General features: G+C 61.2%; 21 protein-coding genes, 1 tRNA gene, 1 other RNA gene and 1 pseudogene. 5 read left to right on the forward strand and 19 right to left on the reverse strand.

Features of this window, described 5'->3' with window-relative positions; genetic code table 11:
• The 6 genes and pseudogenes from Q0072_RS08155 to Q0072_RS08180 all read right to left on the reverse strand — a co-directional run.
• Positions 1-187 (reverse strand): annotated as a pseudogene (locus Q0072_RS08155) (recombination protein RecR); the annotation flags it as partial.
• A gap of 156 nt (positions 188-343) precedes the next feature.
• Positions 344-661, reverse strand: coding sequence for a YbaB/EbfC family nucleoid-associated protein (locus Q0072_RS08160; RefSeq protein ID WP_298328283.1), 318 nt, complete (start codon positions 659-661; stop codon positions 344-346).
• Complete coding sequence (locus Q0072_RS08165) at positions 661-2,469, reverse strand: DNA polymerase III subunit gamma/tau (protein ID WP_298328286.1); 1,809 nt, start codon at positions 2,467-2,469, stop codon at positions 661-663. The genes Q0072_RS08160 and Q0072_RS08165 overlap by 1 nt, the downstream gene beginning before the upstream one ends.
• A gap of 42 nt (positions 2,470-2,511) precedes the next feature.
• The gene (locus tag Q0072_RS08170) at positions 2,512-3,162 is read right to left on the reverse strand and encodes a hypothetical protein (protein WP_298328289.1); all 651 of its coding nucleotides are present in this window, start codon (positions 3,160-3,162) and stop codon (positions 2,512-2,514) included.
• Positions 3,163-3,241: 79 nt separating this feature from the next.
• Positions 3,242-3,337: signal recognition particle sRNA small type (gene ffs, locus Q0072_RS08175), an RNA gene on the reverse strand.
• A gap of 36 nt (positions 3,338-3,373) precedes the next feature.
• Positions 3,374-4,525, reverse strand: coding sequence for a carbohydrate porin (locus tag Q0072_RS08180; RefSeq protein ID WP_298328291.1), 1,152 nt, complete (start codon positions 4,523-4,525; stop codon positions 3,374-3,376).
• 153 nt (positions 4,526-4,678) lie between these two features.
• On the opposite strand from Q0072_RS08180, the gene Q0072_RS08185 reads away from it, so the two are divergent.
• Positions 4,679-4,876, forward strand: a complete 198-nt coding sequence (locus tag Q0072_RS08185) for a hypothetical protein (protein WP_298328293.1) — start codon at positions 4,679-4,681, stop codon at positions 4,874-4,876.
• Between the two features lie 347 nt (positions 4,877-5,223).
• Here the strand turns inward: Q0072_RS08185 and Q0072_RS08190 are convergent, their stop codons facing one another.
• The 5 genes from Q0072_RS08190 to Q0072_RS08210 form a co-directional block, all read right to left on the reverse strand.
• The gene (locus Q0072_RS08190; RefSeq protein ID WP_298328295.1) at positions 5,224-7,170 is read right to left on the reverse strand and encodes a methyl-accepting chemotaxis protein; all 1,947 of its coding nucleotides are present in this window, start codon (positions 7,168-7,170) and stop codon (positions 5,224-5,226) included.
• A 156-nt stretch (positions 7,171-7,326) separates the two neighbouring features.
• On the reverse strand, positions 7,327-8,604 hold the full coding sequence (locus Q0072_RS08195; RefSeq protein WP_298328298.1) for an amidohydrolase family protein: 1,278 nt from the start codon (positions 8,602-8,604) through the stop codon (positions 7,327-7,329).
• 94 nt (positions 8,605-8,698) lie between these two features.
• Positions 8,699-9,583, reverse strand: a complete 885-nt coding sequence (gene aguB, locus Q0072_RS08200) for an N-carbamoylputrescine amidase (RefSeq protein ID WP_298328301.1) — start codon at positions 9,581-9,583, stop codon at positions 8,699-8,701.
• A 23-nt stretch (positions 9,584-9,606) separates the two neighbouring features.
• A complete protein-coding gene (locus Q0072_RS08205; RefSeq protein ID WP_298328304.1) occupies positions 9,607-10,653 on the reverse strand; it encodes an agmatine deiminase family protein in 1,047 nt (348 codons plus the stop codon).
• 160 nt (positions 10,654-10,813) lie between these two features.
• Positions 10,814-13,291 carry a TonB-dependent receptor gene (locus tag Q0072_RS08210; RefSeq protein ID WP_298328306.1) on the reverse strand — a complete coding sequence of 826 codons (2,478 nt, stop codon included), beginning with the start codon at positions 13,289-13,291 and terminating at the stop codon, positions 10,814-10,816.
• A gap of 374 nt (positions 13,292-13,665) precedes the next feature.
• Between Q0072_RS08210 and Q0072_RS08215 the strand changes: the two genes are divergently transcribed.
• The gene (locus Q0072_RS08215) at positions 13,666-15,291 is read left to right on the forward strand and encodes a glycosyltransferase family 39 protein (protein ID WP_298328309.1); all 1,626 of its coding nucleotides are present in this window, start codon (positions 13,666-13,668) and stop codon (positions 15,289-15,291) included.
• Positions 15,292-15,480: 189 nt separating this feature from the next.
• Here the strand turns inward: Q0072_RS08215 and Q0072_RS08220 are convergent, their stop codons facing one another.
• Positions 15,481-16,704 (reverse strand): OmpA family protein, encoded by a 1,224-nt coding sequence (locus Q0072_RS08220; protein WP_298328312.1) that lies wholly within the window; start codon positions 16,702-16,704, stop codon positions 15,481-15,483.
• A gap of 370 nt (positions 16,705-17,074) precedes the next feature.
• Here Q0072_RS08220 and Q0072_RS08225 point away from each other — a divergent pair.
• Positions 17,075-17,164: transfer RNA gene (locus Q0072_RS08225), tRNA-Ser, on the forward strand.
• A 167-nt stretch (positions 17,165-17,331) separates the two neighbouring features.
• Here Q0072_RS08225 and Q0072_RS08230 read toward each other — a convergent pair.
• The 3 genes from Q0072_RS08230 to Q0072_RS08240 form a co-directional block, all read right to left on the reverse strand.
• Entirely contained in the window at positions 17,332-17,718 is a 387-nt protein-coding gene (locus Q0072_RS08230; RefSeq protein ID WP_298328317.1) for a hypothetical protein, read from the reverse strand.
• A 75-nt stretch (positions 17,719-17,793) separates the two neighbouring features.
• Positions 17,794-18,741 (reverse strand): endonuclease/exonuclease/phosphatase family protein, encoded by a 948-nt coding sequence (locus Q0072_RS08235; RefSeq protein ID WP_298328320.1) that lies wholly within the window; start codon positions 18,739-18,741, stop codon positions 17,794-17,796.
• Positions 18,726-19,235 (reverse strand): hypothetical protein, encoded by a 510-nt coding sequence (locus Q0072_RS08240; protein ID WP_298328323.1) that lies wholly within the window; start codon positions 19,233-19,235, stop codon positions 18,726-18,728. Before Q0072_RS08240 ends, Q0072_RS08235 begins: the two co-directional genes overlap by 16 nt.
• Before the next feature lie 225 nt (positions 19,236-19,460).
• Here Q0072_RS08240 and Q0072_RS08245 point away from each other — a divergent pair, with 225 nt between their 5' ends.
• Together Q0072_RS08245 and Q0072_RS08250 are read left to right on the forward strand one after the other, a co-directional pair.
• Positions 19,461-20,666, forward strand: a complete 1,206-nt coding sequence (locus Q0072_RS08245; RefSeq protein WP_298328326.1) for a pyridoxal phosphate-dependent aminotransferase — start codon at positions 19,461-19,463, stop codon at positions 20,664-20,666.
• Positions 20,667-20,802: 136 nt separating this feature from the next.
• Positions 20,803-21,864 (forward strand): glycosyl transferase family 4 family protein, encoded by a 1,062-nt coding sequence (locus Q0072_RS08250; RefSeq protein WP_298328329.1) that lies wholly within the window; start codon positions 20,803-20,805, stop codon positions 21,862-21,864.
• On the opposite strand, the gene Q0072_RS08255 is transcribed toward Q0072_RS08250, so the two are convergent.
• The 4 genes from Q0072_RS08255 to Q0072_RS08270 form a co-directional block, all read right to left on the reverse strand.
• The gene (locus Q0072_RS08255) at positions 21,854-22,351 is read right to left on the reverse strand and encodes an N-acetyltransferase (RefSeq protein ID WP_298328332.1); all 498 of its coding nucleotides are present in this window, start codon (positions 22,349-22,351) and stop codon (positions 21,854-21,856) included. The two genes, Q0072_RS08250 and Q0072_RS08255, sit on opposite strands and share 11 nt — an antisense overlap.
• Entirely contained in the window at positions 22,344-22,775 is a 432-nt protein-coding gene (gene arfB / locus Q0072_RS08260; RefSeq protein ID WP_298328335.1) for an alternative ribosome rescue aminoacyl-tRNA hydrolase ArfB, read from the reverse strand. The genes Q0072_RS08255 and arfB overlap by 8 nt, the downstream gene beginning before the upstream one ends.
• On the reverse strand, positions 22,772-23,506 hold the full coding sequence (locus Q0072_RS08265; RefSeq protein ID WP_298328338.1) for a DUF2459 domain-containing protein: 735 nt from the start codon (positions 23,504-23,506) through the stop codon (positions 22,772-22,774). Before Q0072_RS08265 ends, arfB begins: the two co-directional genes overlap by 4 nt.
• Before the next feature lie 113 nt (positions 23,507-23,619).
• Entirely contained in the window at positions 23,620-23,775 is a 156-nt protein-coding gene (locus Q0072_RS08270; RefSeq protein WP_298328341.1) for a ferritin-like domain-containing protein, read from the reverse strand.
• Between the last annotated feature and the right edge of the window lie 3 nt (positions 23,776-23,778).

Below are 23,778 nucleotides of genomic sequence, written 5' to 3' on the forward strand. Positions count from 1 at the left end.
CGCAGATATGGCAGGAGGTAACACGATCAGCGGCGTCCTGCATGGCCGCGGTCAGCGGGATCAGTAATTGTTCGCGCTTTTTGAGTAGAGCCAACGCAGCCCGGCGCGCCGAACGGGGGCCCAGACCCGGCAGCTTGGACAACAGCGCCATCAGGCGTTCAATTTCAGGTCCGGCACCAGAGGCCATACACACCCTACCCCTTACAATGCGCCATGATACCAAAGCCAAGAGCGCTTGCCGAAAAGTGTGACGCACTTTTCGGATAAAAAAGCGCGTTAAAACAAAAAATTTAGAGCCATGAGGCGGCTCAACTGAGCCGACGAATGCTCTAAAAGTAGTTTGTTAAAACAGCTTCGGCATCGGCATGTTGCCGAACGGTCCCGCCGCTTCCTTCATCAGGCGCGCGGATTCCTCATCAAGCTTTTTGCGTGCATCGGCGTGGGCGGCGATGATCAGGTCGGCCAGAACCTCGGTCTCGTCCGCATTGATCAGGCTTGGGTCGATGTGCAGGCGCGTCAGCACGCCCCCGCCTTGCAGATCGACCGCGACCAGACCGGCACCAGCCTGACCGGTGACCACCACCTGATTCATCTTTTCCTGCGCTTCGGTGAACTTTTGCTGCACGGCCTGGGCCTGCTTCATCAGGGCGTTCAAGTCCATTAGTCGTCCTTTTCGCTGAATTCGTCACGGTTTTCGGTCATCGGCATGTCGGGCGTGGTGGCGGCAACCGGCTTCGGCCTGGGCCGGAAGCTGAGGATTTCCACGCCCGGAAAGGCCGTCATCAGACCGGAGATAAATGGGTCATTGCGCAGCTTTTGCAAGGCTTCCGCCTTTTCACGGATTTCGCGCTCACGATAGGTTTCGGCCCCGCCGCCGCCTTCGGTGGCGATCAGCCAGCGCTGACCCGTCCATTCCTTCAGCCGCGCCGACAGCTTACGCACCAGATCGATCGGCGTGTGTGGCGCGGGCTCAAACGTGATGGCGCCCTGCCGGAAGGAGATCAGCTTGACGTAGCGCTCGACATCGACGCGCAAGCCGATATCGCGCTTCTCGGCGATCAGGGCCAGCACGTCGTCAAACGTATTGAGCTGAATCTGCGGCTGGGCATTGGCATAGGCCTGCGGGCGCATGACGGCACCTTGCGCACTGACGCCGCCGCCGGAACCACCACCCATGCCGCCGACCGACGGGCCGCCATCCAGCAGGTTTTCGCCGTTTTGCAGCCGCTTGAGCAGGGTTTCCGGCCCCGGCAGGTCAGACGCATAGCAGAAGCGCACCAGCGCCATTTCGGTCGCCGCCGCCGGATCGGGCGCGCGGCGAATTTCCTCAAACGCCTTAAGCATCAGGGTCCACAGGCGCGACAAAGTGCCCGCCGACAACTGCGCGCCTAGGGCCGCCACCCGCTGCGCCGGTTCCTTGGGCAGGCGCGTGGCCTCGGCCCCCAGCACCTTGGCCACAGAGGTGGCGTGGCAGTATTCCAAGAGGTCGCCCATCACCTGCGACGGGTCGGCCCCGAAGCCGTACAGGGTGCGGAAGGCCAGCAACGCCTCCGGCATCTGACCGGAAATGATATTTTCAAACAGGCTGAGCGTCGCCGAGCGGTCAGCCAGCCCCAGCATGTCGCGCACCACTTCGGCGGATACGCTCTGCCCCTCTTCGGCCTGCACCAGCGCCTGATCGAGCAGCGACAGGGAGTCGCGCACCGAGCCTTCGGCGGCGCGGGCGATCAGGGCCAGAGCGTCCGGCTCGATCTGCGCCCCTTCGAGGCGGCAGATTTTTTCGAGATGCGGCGTCAGAGTGTCCGGCTCGACACGGCGCAGGTCAAAGCGCTGACAGCGCGACAGGATGGTCACCGGCACCTTGCGGATTTCGGTGGTGGCAAAGATGAACTTGGCGTGCGGCGGCGGCTCTTCCAGCGTCTTCAGCAGCGCGTTGAAGGCCCCGGTCGAAAGCATGTGCACTTCGTCGATCACATAGACCTTATAACGCGCCTCGACCGGCGCATAACGCACGCTTTCCAGCAGTTCGCGCATCGAATCGACGCCGGTGCGCGACGCGGCATCCAGCTCCAGCACGTCGATATGCCGGCCTTCGATAATGGCCTGACAGTGGTAGCCAAAGGTCGAGAGATCGACGCTGGGCCCCTTCACGGTGTCGGATTCATAGTTCAAGGCGCGCGCCAGCAGACGGGCCGTCGTCGTCTTGCCCACCCCGCGCACGCCGGTCAGCATGAAGGCGTGCGCGATACGCCCCGTGGCGAAGGCGTTGGACAGGGTGCGCACCATCGCCTCCTGTCCGATCAGGTCCTCAAAGGTACGCGGTCGGTATTTGCGCGCCAGCACCGTATAGGCCGCGTCCTTTTTCACAGGCGCGGGCACCGCCGGACCACCGAACATATCGTCGGTGTTCTCATCGCGTTCGGTGGCAAAGGGATCGCCGGTCTCTGGAGATTCGGGATGGTCGGACATACCCGACTTATAGCGCCTCGCTGACGCAACGCCAGCCGTTTGTTATGGCACGACAGGCTCAGACTGACAGTCTTTGTCCGGCGGCGATTGCCGCCACACGGTCGCCCGCAGGGCCGCAAAGCCCTTCTGCCCACCGCTGCTGATCAGCGCCAGATCGCTGGCCTCGTTGATCGTCCCGCACCATAACTCGCGTTGCGCGTAGTTTGTGACGGGCTGGCTGTATTTCCGGGTCATGGGATGCGGCCATTGGGCCAGCCGAGCGACCATAGCTTCTCGGAGCTTGCTGCCCTCGCCGCGGTTAACCGTGACATCACAATTGCGTTCGGTTTTGCCGACACCCCGGCTCAGCGTGACCGTAATATTCGGACTGCCGACCCACCAGGCACTGAGCACTTCACGTTTGGCAAATTGATCCAGAGCTTTTTCGGAAGCGGGACGGCGGGCGGCAACCACCCCAGAGCGTTTGAACCCTAGCGGATCGGCGTCCTGCAGCAGCCAGGGCATGCAGATTTCGCTCATGGCGTAATCAAGATTGTAAACGGCGTCGCCGTACAGCCTGACTTTACGCTGCGGGTCAGGTCCGGTCCACGTCGCGGTTTGCGCCCCTGCGCCCTGCGCCAGCGTCAAATTTAGTGTCAGAGACAGGCAAACAACGACGACACTCATCACTGAGAGTTTCGATACAGCGCTCATGCGGTATCCCCCTATGCCAAAGCTGTCCCCGCCTGAAGTTTAACTCAGGCAGATGGCAAACATGTGACGCTGTGAGGGATACGGTGAGACCGCGCGACCCGAAGGTGAATTCGTTGTGGCTGCTGCCTTCCGGCCCTGACCAGGTTGGCGAGGCCTCCGCCCGCGCGATCTCGACCGCTATATGCGGATTCCGTTTTGCGATTGCAAGAGGTTATTTAAAGGCAGCGAGCCCCACCCGCAGACGTACCCCCAGCACCAGCGCATCGTCCGTTTGCGGATCACCGGCCGGGTGGCGGATATATTGCACGTCCGGCTGAAGGCTCAGGCCATCCCTGATGGCGTAACGATAGCTGAGTTCGTAAATGGTTTCGGGCTTCAGATCGACGCCGATGGCGTGCGCATAGGGCTGACCGAAATCGGCATGGGCGATGGCAAGGCCCGCGGCGTCCGACTCGCGCCCTCTGAACGGCCCGGTCCACACCAGACCGCCGCCCGCATAGGTTTCGATGGCCTGTAAGTCCTTATTGGCCTTGCCCAGCCGCACCCAGCCCGACACACCGCGGTCGCTGTCGGCTTCGGGCTTATAAAAATCATATTTCAGTTGCGCGTAATAGCCGCTGTTGCCATCGGACAGGCCCGTGCCGTCGAGGCGTTCGGCTTTCGCCGTATAGGTCCATGCCCCCAGCTTGACGTAGCCGCGCGCAAAGTCCTGCTGCGCTTCGGCCACCCAGTGCGCGCCGTCGCCGTCGCCCAGCTTGACGCTGATAAAGCTGCTCTGATGCGCCGGGTCGCCGGCCACACCGTCAAACACCCCGGCGCGCAGGCGCAAAGTCTCATTGGCCTGCCATTCGCCAACCAGCCCCAGAGTCGAAAACGGAAAGATCGACGGGCCGGTCTGCGAATAGTCCGGACCAATGCCGTGCGAAGCGTTGAGGAACAGCGCCCCCGCCTCCTGCACATCGAAAATACCATTGAGATTGATCAGGCCACCGGTCACCGACCAGCGTTCATCGTCACTCGTGCGGCGCAGCCACGCCTCGAACAGGCGCACGCCCTTCGGCGCGTCGATATTGGACACGACCTGCGCATCGCCGGAGTAGAACTCGGAAAAACCGCCTCCAGCATCGGCCAGCACATAGGCAAAACCGTCCCAGTTTTTAAAGGCCTCGCCTTCGCCCTGCCAGGCGGCTGACAGGTCGAGATTGCTCATGACCCGGTTGCCTTCGCGCAGCCCACCGGAATGGTTACGCAACAGGTCGGCGGTAAGGACGGCATCGTATTCGACGCCCGCCGAAGCCACACCGGCTACAGAGGTGCCGTAACCCAGAGACAGTAGCGCACAAGCGAGAACAGACAGACGCATGGATAAACCTTGAACACATCGGGCACATCGCCCGACAATATCCACGTTACTCGAAATCTGTTGGGTTATAGTTTACAGACAGGGTTAACCGGATATGACCGCAACGGCCCGGCGATTGCTCTGTGGTTTCCCACTGTTGAAAGGTGTCCCAGTATGAAACCGCTTCTGTGCCTGATGGCTCTGTCCCTGCCCCTGATCGCCGCGGTTCCGGCGACCGCCGCCCCGGCCGCCTGCCGCGCCGAAGCCATCGCCGCCGTCAAGCAGACCGCCGCCTATCGCCATGGTTCGGTGCGCGAAAAACAGGCCCTGCTGCGTAGCCAGAGCCTGCGCGCCTGTGACCTAAAGGCGTAAAAAGAGACGCAGGGGACACGTCCCCTGCACCCCGATGGTAACGCGCCCGGTCATGCCTAGAGCGCAATCCGACAAAGTGGACACCACTTTTCGGAAAAATTGCGCGACCAAACAGAAACTTAGAGCCATTCGGCGGCTCAACTGGGCCGACGAGTGCTCTAGGTGTGTCGATGTGTATTGGGGTGAAGGGGCCAACTGGCCCCTTCGTCTTGCTGCCCGGAGTTTAGCCACACCAAAAATCTGGAACCACAGATTACACAGATTGCACAGATTAGGCGCTTCGCGCCCCGCCTTGCGGAGAGCCTGTCAGCGTGGAATAATCTGTGCAATCTGTGGTTTTCGCGCCTTTACGATGCCCGATTGATACGGCTCAGGAACTCCGCCACGCGACCGCGCAGGGCCGCCGCCTGATCCGACAGGGCCTGAGACGAGTCGAACAGGTGCGCCGAAGCCTCACCGCTTCGCGTGGTGATCCCCGACACCTGATCGAGATTTTCGCTGATGATGCGCGTCCCTTCGGCGGCAAAGGCCATGTTACGCGCAATGTCCCCTGTGGTCGCCGACTGTTCCTCGACCGCGGCGGCCACGGAGGTGGTGGCATGGGTGATAGCATCCACCGCACCACGAATATCGCTTAGAACCCCTACAATTTCGCGCGACGCCTGACGCATCTCGTCAATCACGCTGTTGATTTCGCCGATGGAACGGCTCGTCTGGTTGGCGAGGTTCTTCACCTCACCGGCCACCACGGCAAAGCCGCGGCCCGCCTCACCGGCGCGCGCCGATTCGATGGTGGCGTTCAACGCCAGCAGGTTGATCTGGCTGGAGATATTGGCGATGACGGTCGTCACTTCGCTGACACGATCCGAAGCCGAAGACAGTTTTTGCGCCACCAGATCGGCGTCCTGCACCTTATGGAAGGAGTCGGCCACCAACCGGTTGGTCGTCTGCACCTGATCAGAAATTTCGCGTACCGATGCCGCCAGTTCTTCGGCAGCCGCCGCCACGGTCTGCACACTGGCCGTGGTCTGCGTCGCCGAAGAAGCCGCCGATACGGCCAGCCCCGCCCCATTGCGCAGGTCGCCCGTCACGGTTTCAGCCACCTGCGACAGCTCGGCCGCTGACGCCGCCAGCCCGTTCACCACATCCTGCACCCGCACTTCGAAATCGCGGCTTAACTGCGCCTGATCGGTGACGAGATCCCACACCAGCATGGCGCCGGCATATTGATCGCGGTGGTCACGCACCGCCGAAATCTGAAGGTCGATGCTTTCGTCGCCCACCCGGATACGGGCGCGATGCGGCAGGTTTTTCGGATCGGACAACAGGCGGCGCTGATGCTCAGGGTGTTTGTGGAAGATGTCGATGGACTGCCCCATCAGCGTACCGGGATAGTTGGGAAAATGGCCCTTGACCTTATCCATCAGCTTTTCGGTCGCGGCATTGATGTAGGTGATGCGCAGATCATTGTGCACATCGACCGCCATCACCGGGGTCGGCATGGCCTGCACCATGCGGTCCACCATCAGCGCCTTGCGCGCCGTTTCACACAAGGACTGGGTGGCGCGGGCCAGCACGCCCATCTCATCCTTACGACCGGTAAAGGCGACCTCGACATCCGTGTCGCCTTCGGCAATGCGTCCAATCGTCTGCGACATCAGGCCCAGCGGCCGCAACAGGTCGCGCCACATCAGGCCGATCATGGCCAGCACGCCCAGAATGGCGAACACGGACAAGGCCTGCACCAGCATGTTCAACTGTGCATCGGTCTTCGCGCCGCGCTCGACCTCGCCCTTCATCCACGCTTCGAGATCACCGGACAGGCTCTCATTGCTGTCCTCCATCGCCTTGAATTTGGCGTCGAAGTCAGCCCGCAGCGCGGGCTCCGTTTCCGGAGTCGCCGTGAAGATGGCATCACCGGCGGCACGGTAGGCCTGAAGCGCAGTCAGCGTTTCGGCAAAGCGCTGTTTCAGATTATCCGGCAGGGCTTCGGCCTGATTGGCTTTGAGGTTGCTTTCAAACGTGTCGGCGTGGTCCTTGAAGCCGCCGATCACCGCTTCGGCAGCGGCCGCATCGCCCACCTGATGCGCCAGCAGGGCCTCAAGCACGTCGCCGCGCATGGCGTCGTGCATCATGTCGGCGGCCATGTGCCGCTGGGTAATCTGACTGATCAGCGAAGCCTGTCGCGCATGCGCCTGCGCGTAATGTGAAGCCACGCTGTTGGCGGCCACCATGCCAAACACCAGAAGCGCACACGCCGCCCCCAGGCCGATAAACTTTGTACGTAGCTGCATTATCAGACTTTCCGACCCTGTTACCAAGGGCCACGAAAGCCCCTGTTAAGATTTGTCGGAACAGCCTTAACGTTCATTTAACGTAACGCCGTTCTAATTTATGTTACAATAAAAAATAGCCACATAATTCATATATATACGCCAGTACCGGCATTGTCACGGTTTCGTGATCACGTCGCCGCCCTTCATGACAAAGACGGGCCGCTCCAGCAGGGTTACATCCTTTAGTGGATTACCCACGACCCCGACCATGTCGCCATAGTGACCGGGCTTGAGGCTGCCGACATCCCCGGAACGCCCCAGAGCCTCAGCAGCCATCACCGTCGCCGACTGGATGGCCTGAAGCGGCGTCGCCCCATAGCGCACCATCACGGCGAATTGCCGGGCATTGTCGCCGTGCGGATAGATGCCGGCGTCAGTGCCATAGACCATCTTCACCCCGGCCTTCAGCGCCTTGCCGTAGTTCTGGCGCTGCACCTCGGCGATTTCGCGATCCTTACGCAGGCTCTCTTCGGCCACGCCGTTCCGCTGGCCTTCGGACTGCGTGTAGTCGGTATTGTAGATATCCATGGAGAAGTAGGCCCCGGTCTCCCTAGCCAGCCTTATCCCCTCGTCGTCCACCAGACTGGCGTGCTCGATCGTATCGACCCCGGCCCGCAGCGCCACCTTAATGCCGTCGGCACCGTGGGCGTGGGCGGCGACCTTCATCCCGGCCATGTGCGCTTCGTCGGCGACCGCGGCCATTTCTTCAGGCGTCAATTGCCGTGCGCCGACGCTGGCCCCGCGTGAAAAGACACCGGAGGTGGCGCAGATCTTGATGACGTCCGCGCCGTATTTTTTCAGGGTGCGCACTGATTTGCGCGCCTCCCACGGACTGTCGGCATTGAGCGGGTTTTTGGCATCGAAAGACGGCGGCAGCCAGGTCGAATCGCAGTGCCCGCCGGTGGCGCCAAAGCTCATCCCAGCCGCCACGATGCGCGGCCCCGGCAGTACGCCTTCGTCGATCGCTTCGCGCAGGCCGATGTCATTATAATCCCCGGCACCGACATTGCGCACAGTGGTAAACCCGGCCTTCAGCGTCTTTTCGGCATTGGCCGCCGCCACAAAGGCCCAGAAGCGATCCGTATGCGACAGGCCACTGTATCCGCCATATTCCGGGCTGTTGTCGAGGTGGACGTGCATATCGATCAGGCCGGGCAGCAGAGTCACACCGGGCAGATCGACATAGTCAGCCCCCACCGGTGGCTTCATCGTCAGAGCGCTGCCCACGGCGGTGATGCGCCCATCGGTGACGATCACCAGCGGCTGCTCGATCACCTTGCCGGTTTCGACCTCGATCAGGCGGTCGGCCTTGACGGCCACCGTGGCCGCCTGTGCAGACCCCGCCACCAGCACCACCGCCGCCCACGCCACGCCCGCTTTACGCATCTTCATCTTACGCCCCTTCGCCGTTTGACGCAGAATAGGCATAAGGTTCGCGGGAATGTAAGGGCCTATCGCGCGCTTACACAGTCGGTTCACAGCCTGATCAGGCCACCGGACGCGGATGGGCCAGCGCGCCGTAAAGATCCGTGCGACGGTCGCGGAAGAAGCCCCAGGCGGCGCGGTGCGTATTCAGGTAATCGAGGTCGAATTCGGCCACCAGCACACCTTCTTCGCCCTTGCCATACTCCGCCACCTTGTCGCCGCGATGGTTGGCGATGAAGCTATGGCCATAGAAGGTCTGACCGCAGCCGTTTTGCGGTGAAATCAGGCTTTCGGTGCCGATACGGTTCGACGCCACGACCGGGATGACATTAGCAACCGCGTGGCCCTGCATGACGCGCTGCCACGGGGCCGCCGTATCCAGTTCGGCATCGTGCGGCTCGGAGCCGATGGCGGTCGGGTAGAACAGAATCTCCGCCCCCAGCAGGGCCATGGCGCGCGCCGCTTCCGGATACCACTGATCCCAGCAGATGCCGACGCCGACGCGGGCGAACTTGGTATCCCACACCTTGAAGCCCGTATCCCCCGGACGGAAATAGTATTTTTCCTGATAGCCGGGACCGTCAGGGATATGGCTCTTGCGATAGACGCCCAGCAATTCGCCCCCCGCGTCGATCATGACCAGCGAGTTGAAATAGTGCGGGCCTTCCTTCTCGTAGATCGAGGTGGGGATCACGACATTCAGCTCGGCCGCCAGCTTTTGCATGGCGATGACGCACGGATGGCTACGCCACGGATAGGCGGTGGCAAACCAGCGCTCTTCCTGACTGACGCAGAAATATTCGCCCTGAAACAGCTCCGACGGCAGGATAATCTGCGCGCCCTTCGCCGCCGCTTCGCGCACCAGCGCCTCGGTTTTGGCGATGTTCGCGGCCATATCGGAGCCATAGGCGGTTTGCAGCGCCGCCACGGAAACGGTCCGGGTCATATCGTTACCTTTGAATTCAGGGGTCAGCCCTTGATATAGGGCACTTGCTGGCTGATGCAATGGAAGGAGCCGCCACCGGTCAGGATGGCGTTGGACGGCAGGCCAAACACCTGACGCTCGGCAAACAGGGTTTGCAGCGCCTCAACCGCCATTTCGCCCGGCCGGTCATTGTAGACCGGCACGATGACGCAATCATTGGCGATCAGGAAATTCATGTGCGAGGCCGGGATAATTTCACCGTCTTCATCCTCCGTGCGGCCGGGCGACGGGATGCGCACCACCTGAAGCTTGACGCCGCGCGCGTCGGTCTGCTGGCTGAGGTTTTTGGCCACCGCGTTATAAAGGGCGGCATTAGGGTCATCCGCCCCATAGGCCACGGGGCAGACCACCACACCCGGCGCCACAAAGCGCGCCAGATTGTCGATATGGCCATCCGTGTGGTCGTTGAGCAGGCCGTCATCCAGCCAGATGATCTTGCGCGCCCCCAGAGCGTCCTGCAGGGCACGTTCGGCGGTGGACTGCGTCCAGTCGGGGTTGCGATTCGGATTGAGCAGGCACTGACGCGTGGTGAGGATGGTGCCGAATCCGTCGTGCTCCAGCGAGCCACCTTCGAGCACAAACTCTTGCGTTTCCCGCACATAGCCATCGTGCTCGGCCACCTGAGCGGCGACCTGATCGTCGAATTTCAGATGATATTTGCCGCCCCAGCCATTGTTGAGGAAGGCCACGGGCAGAGCCGCATGACGGTCCTGCGCGTCCTCGACATTGACGTAGATGGGGCCGGTGTCGCGGAACCAGATGTCGCCGAAGCGCCCATCGACGACCTCGACCTTTTTCACGTCTGACAGCAGCGATTGCGCCGCCTTGCGCGCCGCCTCCCCCATGACCATCAGCTTGACGTGCTCATCGCCGGCTTCGGCCAGCACGCGCACCAGCGCCGCCACCTCGGCCTGAGCCTCGATCAGGTCTTCCTGCCACAGGTTTTCGTGGCTGGGAAACCCGACCCACATGGCCTTGTGCGGCTCCCACTCAGCGGGAACGATGCGGGAAAGGTTCGGATTTTGGCTCATGCCGGACCCCGGAAAAAAGCGAAACTTGAATGCGGCCCTTTTACACAGCGTCAACCGGTTTGGCCATGCCTTCCATGACACAGGCCAGAAGAATGGACACAAAAAAAAGCGGCCCTCCGTTTCCGGAGAGCCGCTCGTGTTCGTCAAACCGTGTCCGGTCTTAGAACTTGGTCTTCAGAGAAAGCATCAGGGTGCGCGGTGCGCCACGGCTGTGGGTCGTCGTGCTGCCGCTACGAACCGTCCCGTTGTTCAACGTCACTGGGAGAGCGTTGTTGGCCGAACCCAGCGAGCCCAGATAGGTCTCGTCGAACATGTTGATGACGTTCAGTTGAAGTTCAGTACCCGGCTTACCGAAAGCACTGATCTTGTAGTTCATGTCCATGTCGAACACGGTGTAGGCCGGGGCCACTTCATCATTGACATCGGTGGTGAAGCGCTCGCCGACATACTTGGCTTGTACGCCCAGTTGGAACACAGGCGTCACTTCCCATTGGAAGCGACCCGAGTAGGTCCATTCCGGCGTTTCCACTAGGGTCTTGCCCTTGGTCGGCAGGAAGGTGGTGGCGCTAAGCTGCAGGTCTTCCTTCAACTCGGACTTGTTGTAAGACGCCGAAGCATAAACCGAGAAGTAGTCCGCAACCTGCCAGCCGATCTGACCGTCAAAACCGGACATTTCGACTTCACCCACGTTACGATCGGTGTTCAGAAGGGTTTCCGGGTCGTAGGTTTGAACGATGCGGTTCTGGAATTTGGAGGTCCAGAGAGCGGCCGACAGCAGAATATTGGACGACTGATAACGATAACCGAAGTCGAAGGATTGGGTCGTTTCCGGCTCCGCAATCGAGGTGATCAGCGGTGAACCCGCGGTGTCTGCGCGGCTGTACTTGTAGAGGTTGTCAGTACGCGGAGCCGAGATTTGTTCGGCGTAAGACACGTACAGCGACTGAATGTCGGTGAAGTTCCACGTCACGCCAACGTTCGGCAGGGTCTTCTTGTACTCTTTCGTGAAGCTGATCGGCGGCACATGCTTCGTGGTGCCCGTGGTCGGGAAAGTCACGTTGCCGGCGCCACCAGCGACAACCGTCGGCGTTTCAGCCGTACAACGGGGGAAGTCACCACCGTTGGGTTGGTAGCAATAGTTGTTGAGTTCACGCGTCAGAACCGGTGCACGAACGCCGAGGTTCACCATCAGGGCACGATCGAAGAAGTAGCCGCGATATTCAGCCGCAATCTGCTCAAGCTTGGCGATCGAGAAACGGTTACGGTTCTGAAGTTTGTTGCCCTTCACATCGACAACCGCCGGGCCATTGCCGTCTTTACCGCCGAACAGGTCAACCGGATTACCAGAGGCATCCATATAGCTGAATTCGCCGGTCTGACGGTGACGACCGTAGTCGATCGTATATGCGCCACGCAGACGATGGTCGTCGTTCAGGTCCCAGATCAGCGAGCTGGTGAGGCCGAAGCGGCGGGTGTTGGTGTTCGACGGACGGAACAGCATAACCGAGTCAAGCGTGTCCTTGTCGCCGTTGAGGTCCACGCCAACACCGGTCGTGTTGGTACCATCAAGGTCAAGACGGTTGTCCTTTTCGCTCACCACTTCAAACTGTGTACCACCATTGGCGAGTGTGTACTGGAAGCTGGGGTCAAACGTGAAGACCAGGCTGTCAGTGATGTGCTTCTTGAACTGACCGCGAACGCTGCCGGTATTCGATGGGTTGTTACGCTGACCATAGTAGTTGGTGCAGCCGGCACCCGCGTTCTGAACAGTGCCGTTTACCGGGGTCGGCAGGGCCGTGGAAGCGCAGGTCAGATCATAGTCAAGATCAGGATTGGTTTTGAGATCGTTGATCGTGATGTTGCGATAGTTGGTATTACGGTTCTCATTCCAGTTCGCCGCAAGGCTAAGGAAGTCACCGTTGCCAAGATCACGATAGATACGGCCGTTATACTGGGTCTTTTCCAGTTGTCCCGGCCCTTTGAATTTGTCGTACTGGGTCTTTGATGCGGCAACCCACGCCGTGAAGCCCAGAAACTCACCCGTATCCACTTTGATAAAGGCGCGGCGGAAATTTTCCGTACCAACGGAGAGAGTGCTGTCGATACCAAAATCCTTGGTCGGGCGGATCGTCTTGTAGGCAACCGTACCACCTGCCGCCGAAGCCGTCGGGCTATCAACGTCGGTCGTACCCAGATTCACAGCGACCGTTTCGATCAATTCCGAATCCAGTTGCTGGTTCGAATAGATGGCGTAGTTGCCGGTATCGTTGAGAGGGGCCCCGTCAAAAGTCAGCGAGATGCGGTTACCATCGAAGCCGCGGATGCGGATGTTACCGCCGGAAGTGCCATACGCGTCATTGTTGGTGAAGTTGACGCCGGGGACCAGATTGATGCTTTGCAGAACAGTCTGGCCGCTGGCTTGCGTTTCCAGATACTCTTGGGTGACCGTTGAACGGGATTTGCCCACCGATTCCTTGGTAAGAGCACCGTCGATACTGCGCGGTCCGCGCTTGCCTTGAACGACAACTTCTTTAACGTCTTCGGTTGCTTCCGTGCCGGTCGATTGGGCGAAGGCGCCATGGGCGACAAAAGCGCCCGTCAGGGCCGTACCGGCCAGAATCCACTTGTTCATTTTCATATCGGAGTATCCCCTCTCCAGGTTCACAAAACAGAAAAGCGGCGCTGTGACGCGGATCACGCCCATGCCCGTTTTCAAGCACCATCACTTAAACGTTTAGGTCAGAAGACACCTTTAGCCGCTTTTGTGCCGCTTTTTGAGCCAAAAGTGCGAAGGTTTGATGACAATTGTGACAGGCGGAACGATCTGCGCTGAAATTACCACAGTTTATGTCAGCAAAAGGCGCTTACGCGACACAGTCCGTAACCATTCGTGTTTGCGCATCGGGCGCGGGCGTGTCATTCAACGCGGAACGCGCCTCAATGCCTCCTCTTTTGAGCGGCAAAGCGATGGCGCACCGCACAAGATTCTCTCCTGTAAGCGACCTTCTGACCATGGCCCAGCCCCCCGCACCCGCTCCCCTGTCCGCTCCGGCGCGTTATGTTCTGTGGGGACTGGGGCTGTTGTTTTTGCTGCGCGTCGCGCTTCTGTTCAGCACCTACACCAATCTCTACCCGGATGAGGCGCAATACTGGCTGTGGTCGCGGCAACTGGACTTTGGCTACTATTCCAAGCCGCCGATGATCGCCTGGCTGATCCATCTGTCCACCCTGGGGTCCGATGCCGAGCCCTTTGTGCGACTGTTTGCGCCCTTCCTGCATCTGGGAGCGGCGCTGTTTCTGTGGGGCGCCGGTCAGCGGCTGTTTAACGAGGCCACCGGCCTGTGCGCCGCAATTATATACAGCCTGATGCCGGGCGTCGTGCTGTCGTCGGCGGTCATTTCCACCGATGCGCCGCTGATGTTCTTCCTGTCAGCAACACTTTATTTTTATAGTCTTTTTCTGACCACGGATGCGGAAAAGGCGCGTCTGAAAGCCGCGCTGGGCATGGGGGTCGCTTTCGGGGCCGCCTTCCTCAGCAAATATGCCTGCCTGTACTTCCTGATCGGGGCGGCCGCCCATGCCGCGCTGGTGCCCTCGGTGCGGCGCCGCTGGAACCTGCGCAGTCTGGCCCTGTTCGCCGGGGCCTTTGTCGTGCTGATGTCTCCTAACCTGTATTGGAATGCCACGCACGGCTTTCAGACTGTGTCGCATACCGCCGACAATGCCAACTGGCATTGGGGCAAGCTGTTTAACCCGACCTCCCTGCTACGCTTCTGGCGCGACCAGCTAGGTGTCTTTGGGCCCCTGCCAGTCGTCCTGATGCTGCTCGGCATAGTGGGGCTTGTGCAGCCGCGTGCGGGCATATTGCACCGCGAAGCCGATGCGGCGGAGCGCAGCTCTCTGATCGGTCTGGCCTGCCTCACCCTGCCACCACTGATCTTCGTCAGTGTGCAGGCCTTCCTGTCGCGCGCCAATGCCAACTGGGCCGCTTCGGCCTATGTGCCAGCCAGTTTGTTGGTCGCGGCCTTTGTGGTGACGGGTTTCAGCGTGGCTATCCGGTCACACAGAGTGTGGCGGCCGGCGCTGGGGGTTGGGCTGGCCATTCAGGTGGCCATTATGGCGGTCTTCATGCTGGGGGCCGTCTCGGAGACCCTCACCCATGCGCTCGGCCTCGGCAATACGGTGAAGCGGGCGCGCGGCTGGGACACCCTCACCCACGCCGTCATCGCCAAGACCCAGAGTGACGCCCGGCCTACCGCCATCGCCGTCGATAATCGCAATGTTTATAACGCCCTCGCCTATTATGGCCGCGACTGGTTCACGGCCAATCCCGACGTGCCGCTCAAGGCCTGGGTGCGCGAAGCCCATCCCAAGTCACAGGCGGAGACCGAAACTCCACTGACCGCCGAAACGGGTCAGAATGTGCTGATCGTCTCCTATGTCGATGGTTTTATCCCGGATATTCGCCGCGACTTTGCGACGACCGGGCCCGGCGAATCGCTGAAAATCGCGCTGGATCACAAGCGCACACGCGATTTTACCCTGTTCCGGGGTTACGGCTTCCAGCGCGCCCCGCGCGATCCACTGACGGGGCATCCGCTCGGCTCATCGCTTGAGGCCCCGGACGACGATCAGTAGGCGCGTCCCGCCAGAGTGCCTCAGCCCCCTGCACCCCGCAAACCCCCGACACATCAGCGGCAAGTAACGGGTGTGGGGCCTGAGGCGTCACGATCTTCAAGCCCTTCCAACGCACATAACAAGCACAAAAAAACCCGGCCTGCGAACAGGCCGGGCTTCTTGTTGTCTGTCGATACCGACAGCGTTCGATTAGAACGCGATGTCGATGGTCGAACGACGGTTCAGCGGTTCCTTCACGCCGTCGCCGGTGGCGACTGCCGGAGCCGATTCACCCTTCCAGTCAACGGCCAGGATCGAACCCGACACGCCGAGACCGGCAAGAGCGTCAGCCACGGTCTTGGCGCGACGTTCCGACAGGCGGATGTTGTAGGCGGCCGAACCCGAGGTATCGGCGTGACCAACAACAACCACGCGGGTCGCGTTACCGGCCTTCGCGTAATCAGCGGCCTGCTGCACGATCGCTTGCGCGTCGGCGGTCAGGGTGGACTGATCGAATTCGAAGTACACGATGAATTCGCGGGCTTCGTACTTCACCGCTTCTTCAACCGGAACCACCGGAGGCGGCGGAGGCGGAGGCGGCGGGGGGGGCGGAGGCGGAGGAGGCGGCGGGGGGGGCGGGGGCGGCGGAGGCGCACCGAACGACCAGCGCAGGCCGACGGTCAGGGTCTGATCGTCGAACTTACCCGAGAACGAACCGGGGTTCAGAGCCGCCGTGGTCGATTTGGCGTTGAGGTTGACCTCTTCCGTCGTCAGATAACGATAGGTCAGGTCAAGGTTCAGACGATCCGACAGAGCCCAGGCGAAACCAGCCAGCGCCTGATAGGCGGCGACGGTGTCTTCACCGGAGATGGTCAGGTTCTGACCCGTACCGGTCGGGTTGACCGAATACTGGCCCGTGAAGTCAGCCTTCACGCGGTCCAGACCAATACCCAGACCGACGAACGGATGGAACTTCGATTCCGGAATGAAATCGTAGATCAGGTTCGCCATGAAGGTCGTCTGATCGAATGAACCGACCGGGCTGCCGCAGGGGGTCGAAGCCGTGCGGGTCACGCCCGGCGTGCAGAGCGCGGTGTCACGCGGAGCGGTGCCACCGGCGTAGGGATAGACGCGAGCGAAGCCACGAGCGGCATCGACGTCACCCGGACGGTAGCCGCCTTCGAATTCGACGCGCCAGTTCGGGTTGTAGCGGTAACCGAGGCGAGCAAAGCCGGCCCAGTCATTTTCCGTCGAGACGTCATAAGCGAACGGCGAGCCGTCCGGCATGTTGTTCGCCGACTTCGCGCCATATTCGGATTTCTGATTGTAGCCGAGGTCGACAGCGCCGTACCAGCCTTCGGCTTCCTGAGCGGCGGCGCCAGACGCCATCGCCAGTGCGACGAGCGCAGCGCCCGCCAGCAAGTTGAGTTTCATGTGTAATGCCCTCTCTTGGCCATCGATGAGGCCGCCGAATATACGCACGACGGACTAACCGTAATTACAAACGCCTACATAACTGCGGGAACATATCTTGCATAGCACCTAAAATGCCATTTTGGTTGAAAATGTGCCCTTTAATACGTCTTTAACGACGACTGACACCCGAAAGACACTATAGGATGAAGTGCCTTTTTTCGGTCGCAGTTGCCCTACGTCGTCGTCTTCGGCCCGTAAGTTTTCAATAATTAAATGTGCAGAACTGTGGAAAGGGGCTTGCGTTGCGAAACGCTTGTGAGTAGGAGAACGGCCCTGCCCGCGACCACCGGGCGACGTCCACGGACGAAATGAATACACCTTGATATACGGAGAGGTGGCAGAGTGGTCGAATGTACCGCACTCGAAATGCGGCGTAGGTGCAAGCCTACCGTGGGTTCGAATCCCACCCTCTCCGCCATCAATCAGTTCGCTCAAGTCCGCGCTTGTACGCGAACATCCTGATCGCGATCCTAGTGGAAACGCTGCTGGTCTCGCCGCTTGGCCTGAGCCCTGCCTACTCGGAACTGGCGAACAGTCTAAAATCGTCCTGAGCCGTCATTGACGTTTATAGAGGCCGAAAGGGCGTCAACTGCCGATTGCTTCGCATTTTTCGGCCAGCCCCTTATCTGTCATGGCCATCCCCTGCTGCATTTTTTCAAGCAGGGCTTCACCGCCCGCCGCGCTCAGGGCCGCAGGATCGGCCGTCTTCAGTTCGACCAGCAGATCATACATGCGCTGGATCTTCGGCCGCATGGTGCGGATCGTTCGGCAGCCCGCCGCCTGATCCCCGGCGTCTTTCGCCGCCTTCAATGCTTGCGTATCCTCTGCCAAGGCGCTTTTCAACTCGGACAGTTCCCGAGCGATTTCCACTGACCTTTGCGAGGCGCTCGCCTCAGCCGCCACGGCACCGTGCAGACCTGACACGGTCAGCAGACAGGCCAGGCCCACAGCCCTAAGATTGCGCATAGTCATCTTCATCCCTCCCTCATTGGAATGAGTTTAGCCGCATTTCATAACACCGACACGACAAATGCTCGCGTCGCCTTCTTACCGAGGCAAAACCAGATCGGCCCTGACCGGCAGATGATCCGAGCCGACATCGCGTAAAACTGTCAGCCGGCCGGCCCGCAAGCCCTTCGTCAGCACATGGTCGATCTGTATGCCCAAAAGCGCGCGGCCCGTCGGCCATGTGTGGCGCAGGCCCGATCCCACTGACCAGCTCATTCTGGCGCGCATAAGCGGCCCCAGGCTGCCGGACCACAGGGTGGCATTGAGGTCGCCCGTGACGATGACGGGTTTTGTCTCTGCGGCGACCCGCCGGGCCATATCCGTAATATATAGCCGGTTATCTTCGCTCAGACGGGCATTGGCGGGCGGCATGGGGTGGGCAACGTAAACCACATAGTCACCGAAATCGGCGCGCAGCAGCGTCATATTGTACCGGCCGAGGCGATAAAGGGTCGGCGTGAACGGACGCCTGGCATAGAGTGCCACACCGAAAATACCGGCATCTGGGGCATAGCTGTAGGGATAGGTCGCGCTCAGCGCCTTCAGTTGCTCGATCCACGCCGGAGAGGTTTCAGCGGCGGCAAACAGGTCGGCATCTTCACCTTCGGCCAGCCCAATCACCCGGCCATAGTCGCGATTATCGGCCAGTACATTGCTGAAAACGAGGCTGAGCGGCCGTCCGGTGTCGCTCGTCGCGGGCAGGACGGGTCGCTGCATCAGTCGCAGGGCCACCGGGGTCGCGTGCAGCATCAGCACTAATGCGGCAAAACCCACCAAGGCCCGACGCGCCAGACACAGGCTGATGAGCAGTCCCGCCACGGCCAGCGCCACAAGCTGCAACCGGAAGGGCACGATCATATCGCCGGGCCAATGCGGCCACAGCGAAATCAGACCGATCAGCAGCCCCGCACTCAGCCCCAGCCCAACCAGAAAGCGCGTATTGCGCCTGAAAATATCGGGCTGATCCAACTCTAAATAACGGGCCATCTGCGCTCCCCGCCGGACCACAGGGACATTATCTCGGCATAAACCTCTATCGTCCCGCAGGCGGCCGCGCCAACCTGCGGTGCCACGCGGCGCGCCACCGCCTGCGCGCAGACATAGGCGGCCTGGGCCTCGCCGGCGGTGACCTCATAGCGCGGCACGTTGATGATGGCTGTGCGGCCCGGATTGCCATTGAGCCCGGCTATGTATTGCGTGATGGGTGTATAGCCTTTGGCGCTCAGGGCCCGCTGGCGGTAGGTCGTGGCCTTTACCGGGTCAGCAGGCGTGCCCTGTAGCCCGTACTGATAGACCAGAGAGGTCGAAAACTGCGCACGGGCGTCGCCGCTGGCGGCCTTGGTTTCCAGTTCAGCCACCGACACGCTCAAAGCTTCGCGCAGCAGCGATATGCCGCCCGAAGCGCTCGCTACGGGTATAGAGGCGCACCCGGACAGGCCGATACACGCACTCATTGCAATGGTCAAAACCGCCCGACGCATATCATCCCCCCTGAATGAGCGGATATTACCCCTTCCATCCCCCCTTGTCACCCACGTCGCGCGCCGCGATTCGTTCCGCGCGAAACCATCTGTACGACCTCCGCGCCACGCCTTTGTGAAAATGTCGCACAATCCTGCAACAGTGCTGGACAAACGCCGCCCTTCGCGCAAAAGAGGGGCGAACCTCCACCGCCCATAAAGCCAGATACTTAAGAGGCGACATCCATGACCTTCGTCGAATCCGATACGCTGAAGCGCGTTAAGCCCTCCCCCACCCTCGCCGTGACCGCCAAGGCGCGCGAACTGGCCCGTCAGGGCAAGAAGGTCATCTCGCTGGGTGCGGGTGAGCCGGACTTCGACACGCCGGAAAATATCTGCGACGCCGCCATTAAGGCGATCAAGCGCGGCGAGACCCGCTATACCGACGTCGATGGTATCCCGGAGCTGAAGGCGGCCATCGTCGAGAAATTCAAGCGCGAAAACGGCCTTGAGTACAAGACGACGCAGGTGTCGGTGTCACCGGGCGGCAAGCCGGTCATCTATAACGCCTTGATGGCCTCGGTGAATGTCGGCGACGAAGTGATTATCCCGGCCCCTTACTGGGTCTCTTATCCGGACATGGTGCTGCTGGCCGGCGGGACGCCGGTGTTTGCCGTAGGCGACATGTCCACGGGCTTCAAGCTGAAGCCGGAAACGCTGGAAGCCGCCATCACGCCCAAGACCAAGTGGCTGATCCTCAATTCGCCGTCCAACCCGTCGGGCGCGGCCTATACCGAGGCCGAGCTGAAGGCGCTGGGTGAGGTGCTGAAGCGTCATCCGCAGGTGTGGATCCTGACCGACGACATGTACGAGCACCTGACCTTTGATGGCTTCAAATACACCACCATCGCGCAGGTCTGCCCGGAGCTTTATGAGCGTACCCTGACCATGAACGGCGTGTCGAAGGCCTATTCGATGACCGGCTGGCGCATCGGCTACGCGGCCGGGCCCGAGCCGCTGATCAAGGCCATGTCGAAGATCATCTCGCAATCGACCTCCAACCCCTGCTCGATCGCGCAGTGGGCCGCCGTCGAAGCGCTCAACGGGCCGCAGGACTTTATCCCGGAACGCGCCGCCGTGTTCCAGAAGCGCCGCGATCTGGTCGTCGCCGGGTTGAATGCCTGCGAAGGCATCCACTGCCCGACGCCGGAAGGCGCCTTCTACGTCTATCCGTCGATCGAAGGCCTGATCGGTAAGACCGCCCCGTCGGGCAAGGTCATCCAGACGGACGAAGACTTCGCTTCGGAACTGCTGCAACAGGAAACCGTCGCCGTGGTGCACGGCGCGGCCTTCGGCCTGTCGCCCTTCTTCCGCATTTCCTATGCGACGTCGGAAGCGGTGCTGAGCGAAGCCTGCGAGCGTATCCAGCGCTTCTGCGCCTCGCTGAAGTAAGGGTTCACTCCCAAGCCCCCTCTCCCTTGAGGGAGAGGGTTGGGGTGAGGGGGTCATCGAGAGACGTGCTCCAAACGGACGCCTTACCCCCCTCACCCGCCCCTGCGGGCCACCCTCTCCCTCAAGGGAGAGGGGCGTGAGCACGTGGCTTCTCTCTCCCCTCGACTGTCTGAGCGTGGTCGCCCTCGCCGCCGTGCTGGCAGCACTTTTGGCGCAACTGGCCATCCGCGGCGGGCCCGTCGATATTCCGCGTGAGCGCGGCGCGCACAAGGCCCCGACCCCGACCAGCGGCGGGCTGGCCGTCATGGCCGCCAGCGGACTGGTCATCGCGCTCTGTACCTTATTATTCGTACCGGAAGGGGCGCGTAGCGGCCTGTGGCTGTTTGGCTTTGCGGCTCTGGCCGGGTTGTCCGGCGCGATTGACGATGTGCTGGACCTACCCGCCAAGGCGCGCCTGCTGTTTCAAATCATCCTGTGCGCGGGTTTTGCCAGCCTCTATCCGGTGCATGAGCTGATTCTGGCTCCCGGCCTCACGCTGGCCGTGCCGTTTCCGCTGGGGGTTTTGGCCGCGACCGCGTGGCTGGTGCTGGGGCTGAATGCCATCAATTTCATGGACGGGTCCAATGGTCTGGCCATCGGCACGCAGGCCGTGTGCCTGCTGATCTATGCCGCGTTCGTGCTGGCCTTCGGGTCGCAGCCCATGTCGATGCTGGGCGGTGTGCTGCTGGTCTTCCTGGCCACCGGCGGGGCCTTTGCCGGGCTGTTGCCGTTCAACCTGCCGCTCAACCGTGTGTTTCAGGGCGACGCCGGGTCACTGTTCGGCGGGGCGCTGGTCACCGGGGGGGCGCTGGTCCTCAGCACGCAACAGATTGCCTCGATCTGGCTGGGCGGCTTCCTGCTGGCCCCGCTGCTGGTCGATGTGCTGCTGACGCTCGTCTGGCGCGCGCAGCGTAAACGCAACCTGTTTGAGGCGCATAAGGACCACCTTTATCAGCAATGGCTGATCCACCGTGACCCGGATCATGGACGTCTGGCGCTGAAAATCTGGGGCCTGTGCGCCCTGTCGTGTGCGATCGGCACGGGCGCGCGCCTGATCGGCATAACCACCGGTGTCGAACTGCGCTTTGCCGCCCTGTGCCTTGTGGTCGCCGCCCTGTGCTACGGCTGGTTCCGGATACGCCGCGGGCTCACAGGATAAGCCCAAAAAACAGATCGTCTTCGACCGTGCCATCGGGCAGGTGAACACGGCCCGTCAACCGCCCTTCCCGCACAAAGCCCAGACTTTCATAGAGGGCAATGCCGCGCGCATTGCCTTCGCGGCACAAAAGCTCGATGCGCCGGATATGCGCCTGCTGGCGGCCGTGGGCAATCAAAGCCTCAAACAGGCGACGCCCGATCCCCTGCCCCTGCGCCGAAGGCGACACCGCCACCGTCAGGTCGCTGAGGATGTGGGCAAACTGCTTCGGCATAGGCGCATAGGCGTGGATTTCCCCGACGCAGCGCCCATCACTTTCCGCGATCAGACACACCCCACGCGACAGGGCCGCCGTCAGGTTCCCCGCAACATAGTCCGGCGTAATCTCGGCTTCGGTGCGCGCCAGCCCGCCGCTGAGGCGCGCCACGTCACGATACAGCGTCAGAATGGCGTCGGCATCGGCGGCGGTGGCCGGTCGGATATCAGTCATCCTCTTCGCCCGTCGGTTTCTGGCGGCCGGATTTGATGCCCGACCGGATGGATTTGGCCACCAGACGCCGGCGCACCGCCCCTTGGGTCGGCTTGGTCTTGATGCGCGGTGGCGGGGGCGGCGCAGCGGCGCGTTGCAGCAGTTCGACAAAGCGTTCGCGCGCCGCCTTGCGGTTCATCTCCTGCGTGCGGTGGGTCTGCACGAACAGGACCAGCACACCGTCCTGCGTCACGCGCCGCCCGCCCAGAACGATCAGGCGCTGCTTGACCTCATAGGGAATCGTCTGGTTTTCCCAGATCGAAAAGCGCAGTTCGACGGCGGTCGAGACCTTGTTAACATTCTGGCCGCCCGCACCGGACGCGCGCACAAAACTCTCGCTCAGTTCGGCCTCATCAACAGAGATTTTGGGCGTAATGAAGATCATCCGGCCTTGTGCGGGATTTTTTCTGTGACTTCAACCTTGGACACCTCAGGCTTCGCGGCCTTAAGTCCCGCCCGCAGTCGCAGATCAAGCGCGAACGCGGGGGCCAGCCCGTCAATCATTGGGGTGGTTGGCACACCCGCCGCATTAAGCTGATCCCCGGTCCAGTGGTTGCACATCCGCAGTATAGAGAAGTGCTCAGGACTTTTAAAAAAGGCATCCGGATTGGGCAAAACAGCCCTTACGGGCTGGCCATCTTTGTGGAGAAATGACGCTTCCATTCGACGGGCCATAGCTTCAAAACCTGCCCGCGACAGGACAACCGGAATAACCTCGGCCTCAAAGGCCTGATCCGGACGACGCGAGACACCAAAAACCCTGATCACAGACGGATTGCCCGGTTTGAATAAGGCGCGTAAACCATCCACGGCTCGCGCCGCCGAAACCCCTTTTGCGGTGTAGAAGCCTGCATCGCCCCAGCCAAAAACCTGCCATGGCTGCCCACCGGCCGCCTCTCCCGCTTTGGCCAGCAACCCACCCCTTGCGTTAACAGCCGCCGCAGGCAGGGCCAGATCAGTGTGAAACCCGTTGCTGACAATATAGACGGTGACCTCGCCCTGCGCTGCGGGGAAAAGCGCCGGGTTGCCCGGTCGCGCAGTTATGACCACCGCCACAAGCCAGAGACCAAACGCAACAAACAAGGCCTTGGTCAGGATACGCTTTGACACCTTCATGCTCCCACCTCTTCCCGCCGGCACGCCTGTAAGATCGGCCAATCACGAACCCGTGATCAGGGTTATGGCAGCAAAAAACCCGCTACGGTATAGCGGGTTTTCGGTAGCTTATTTTAATCTTCCAGCGATGCCGAGATCATCCACAGGTGCTTTTCGTGGCTGCCGAGACGCACAGTCAGGAGGTCCACCGTGGGGTCATCACCGGCCTCATCCGCCACCTTGAGCGCGTTTTTCAGCGTGGCGATCAGGGTCTTGTGCCCGTCGGCCAGCTC

Source organism: Asticcacaulis sp., from assembly GCF_027484505.1.
Lineage (GTDB): Bacteria > Pseudomonadota > Alphaproteobacteria > Caulobacterales > Caulobacteraceae > Asticcacaulis.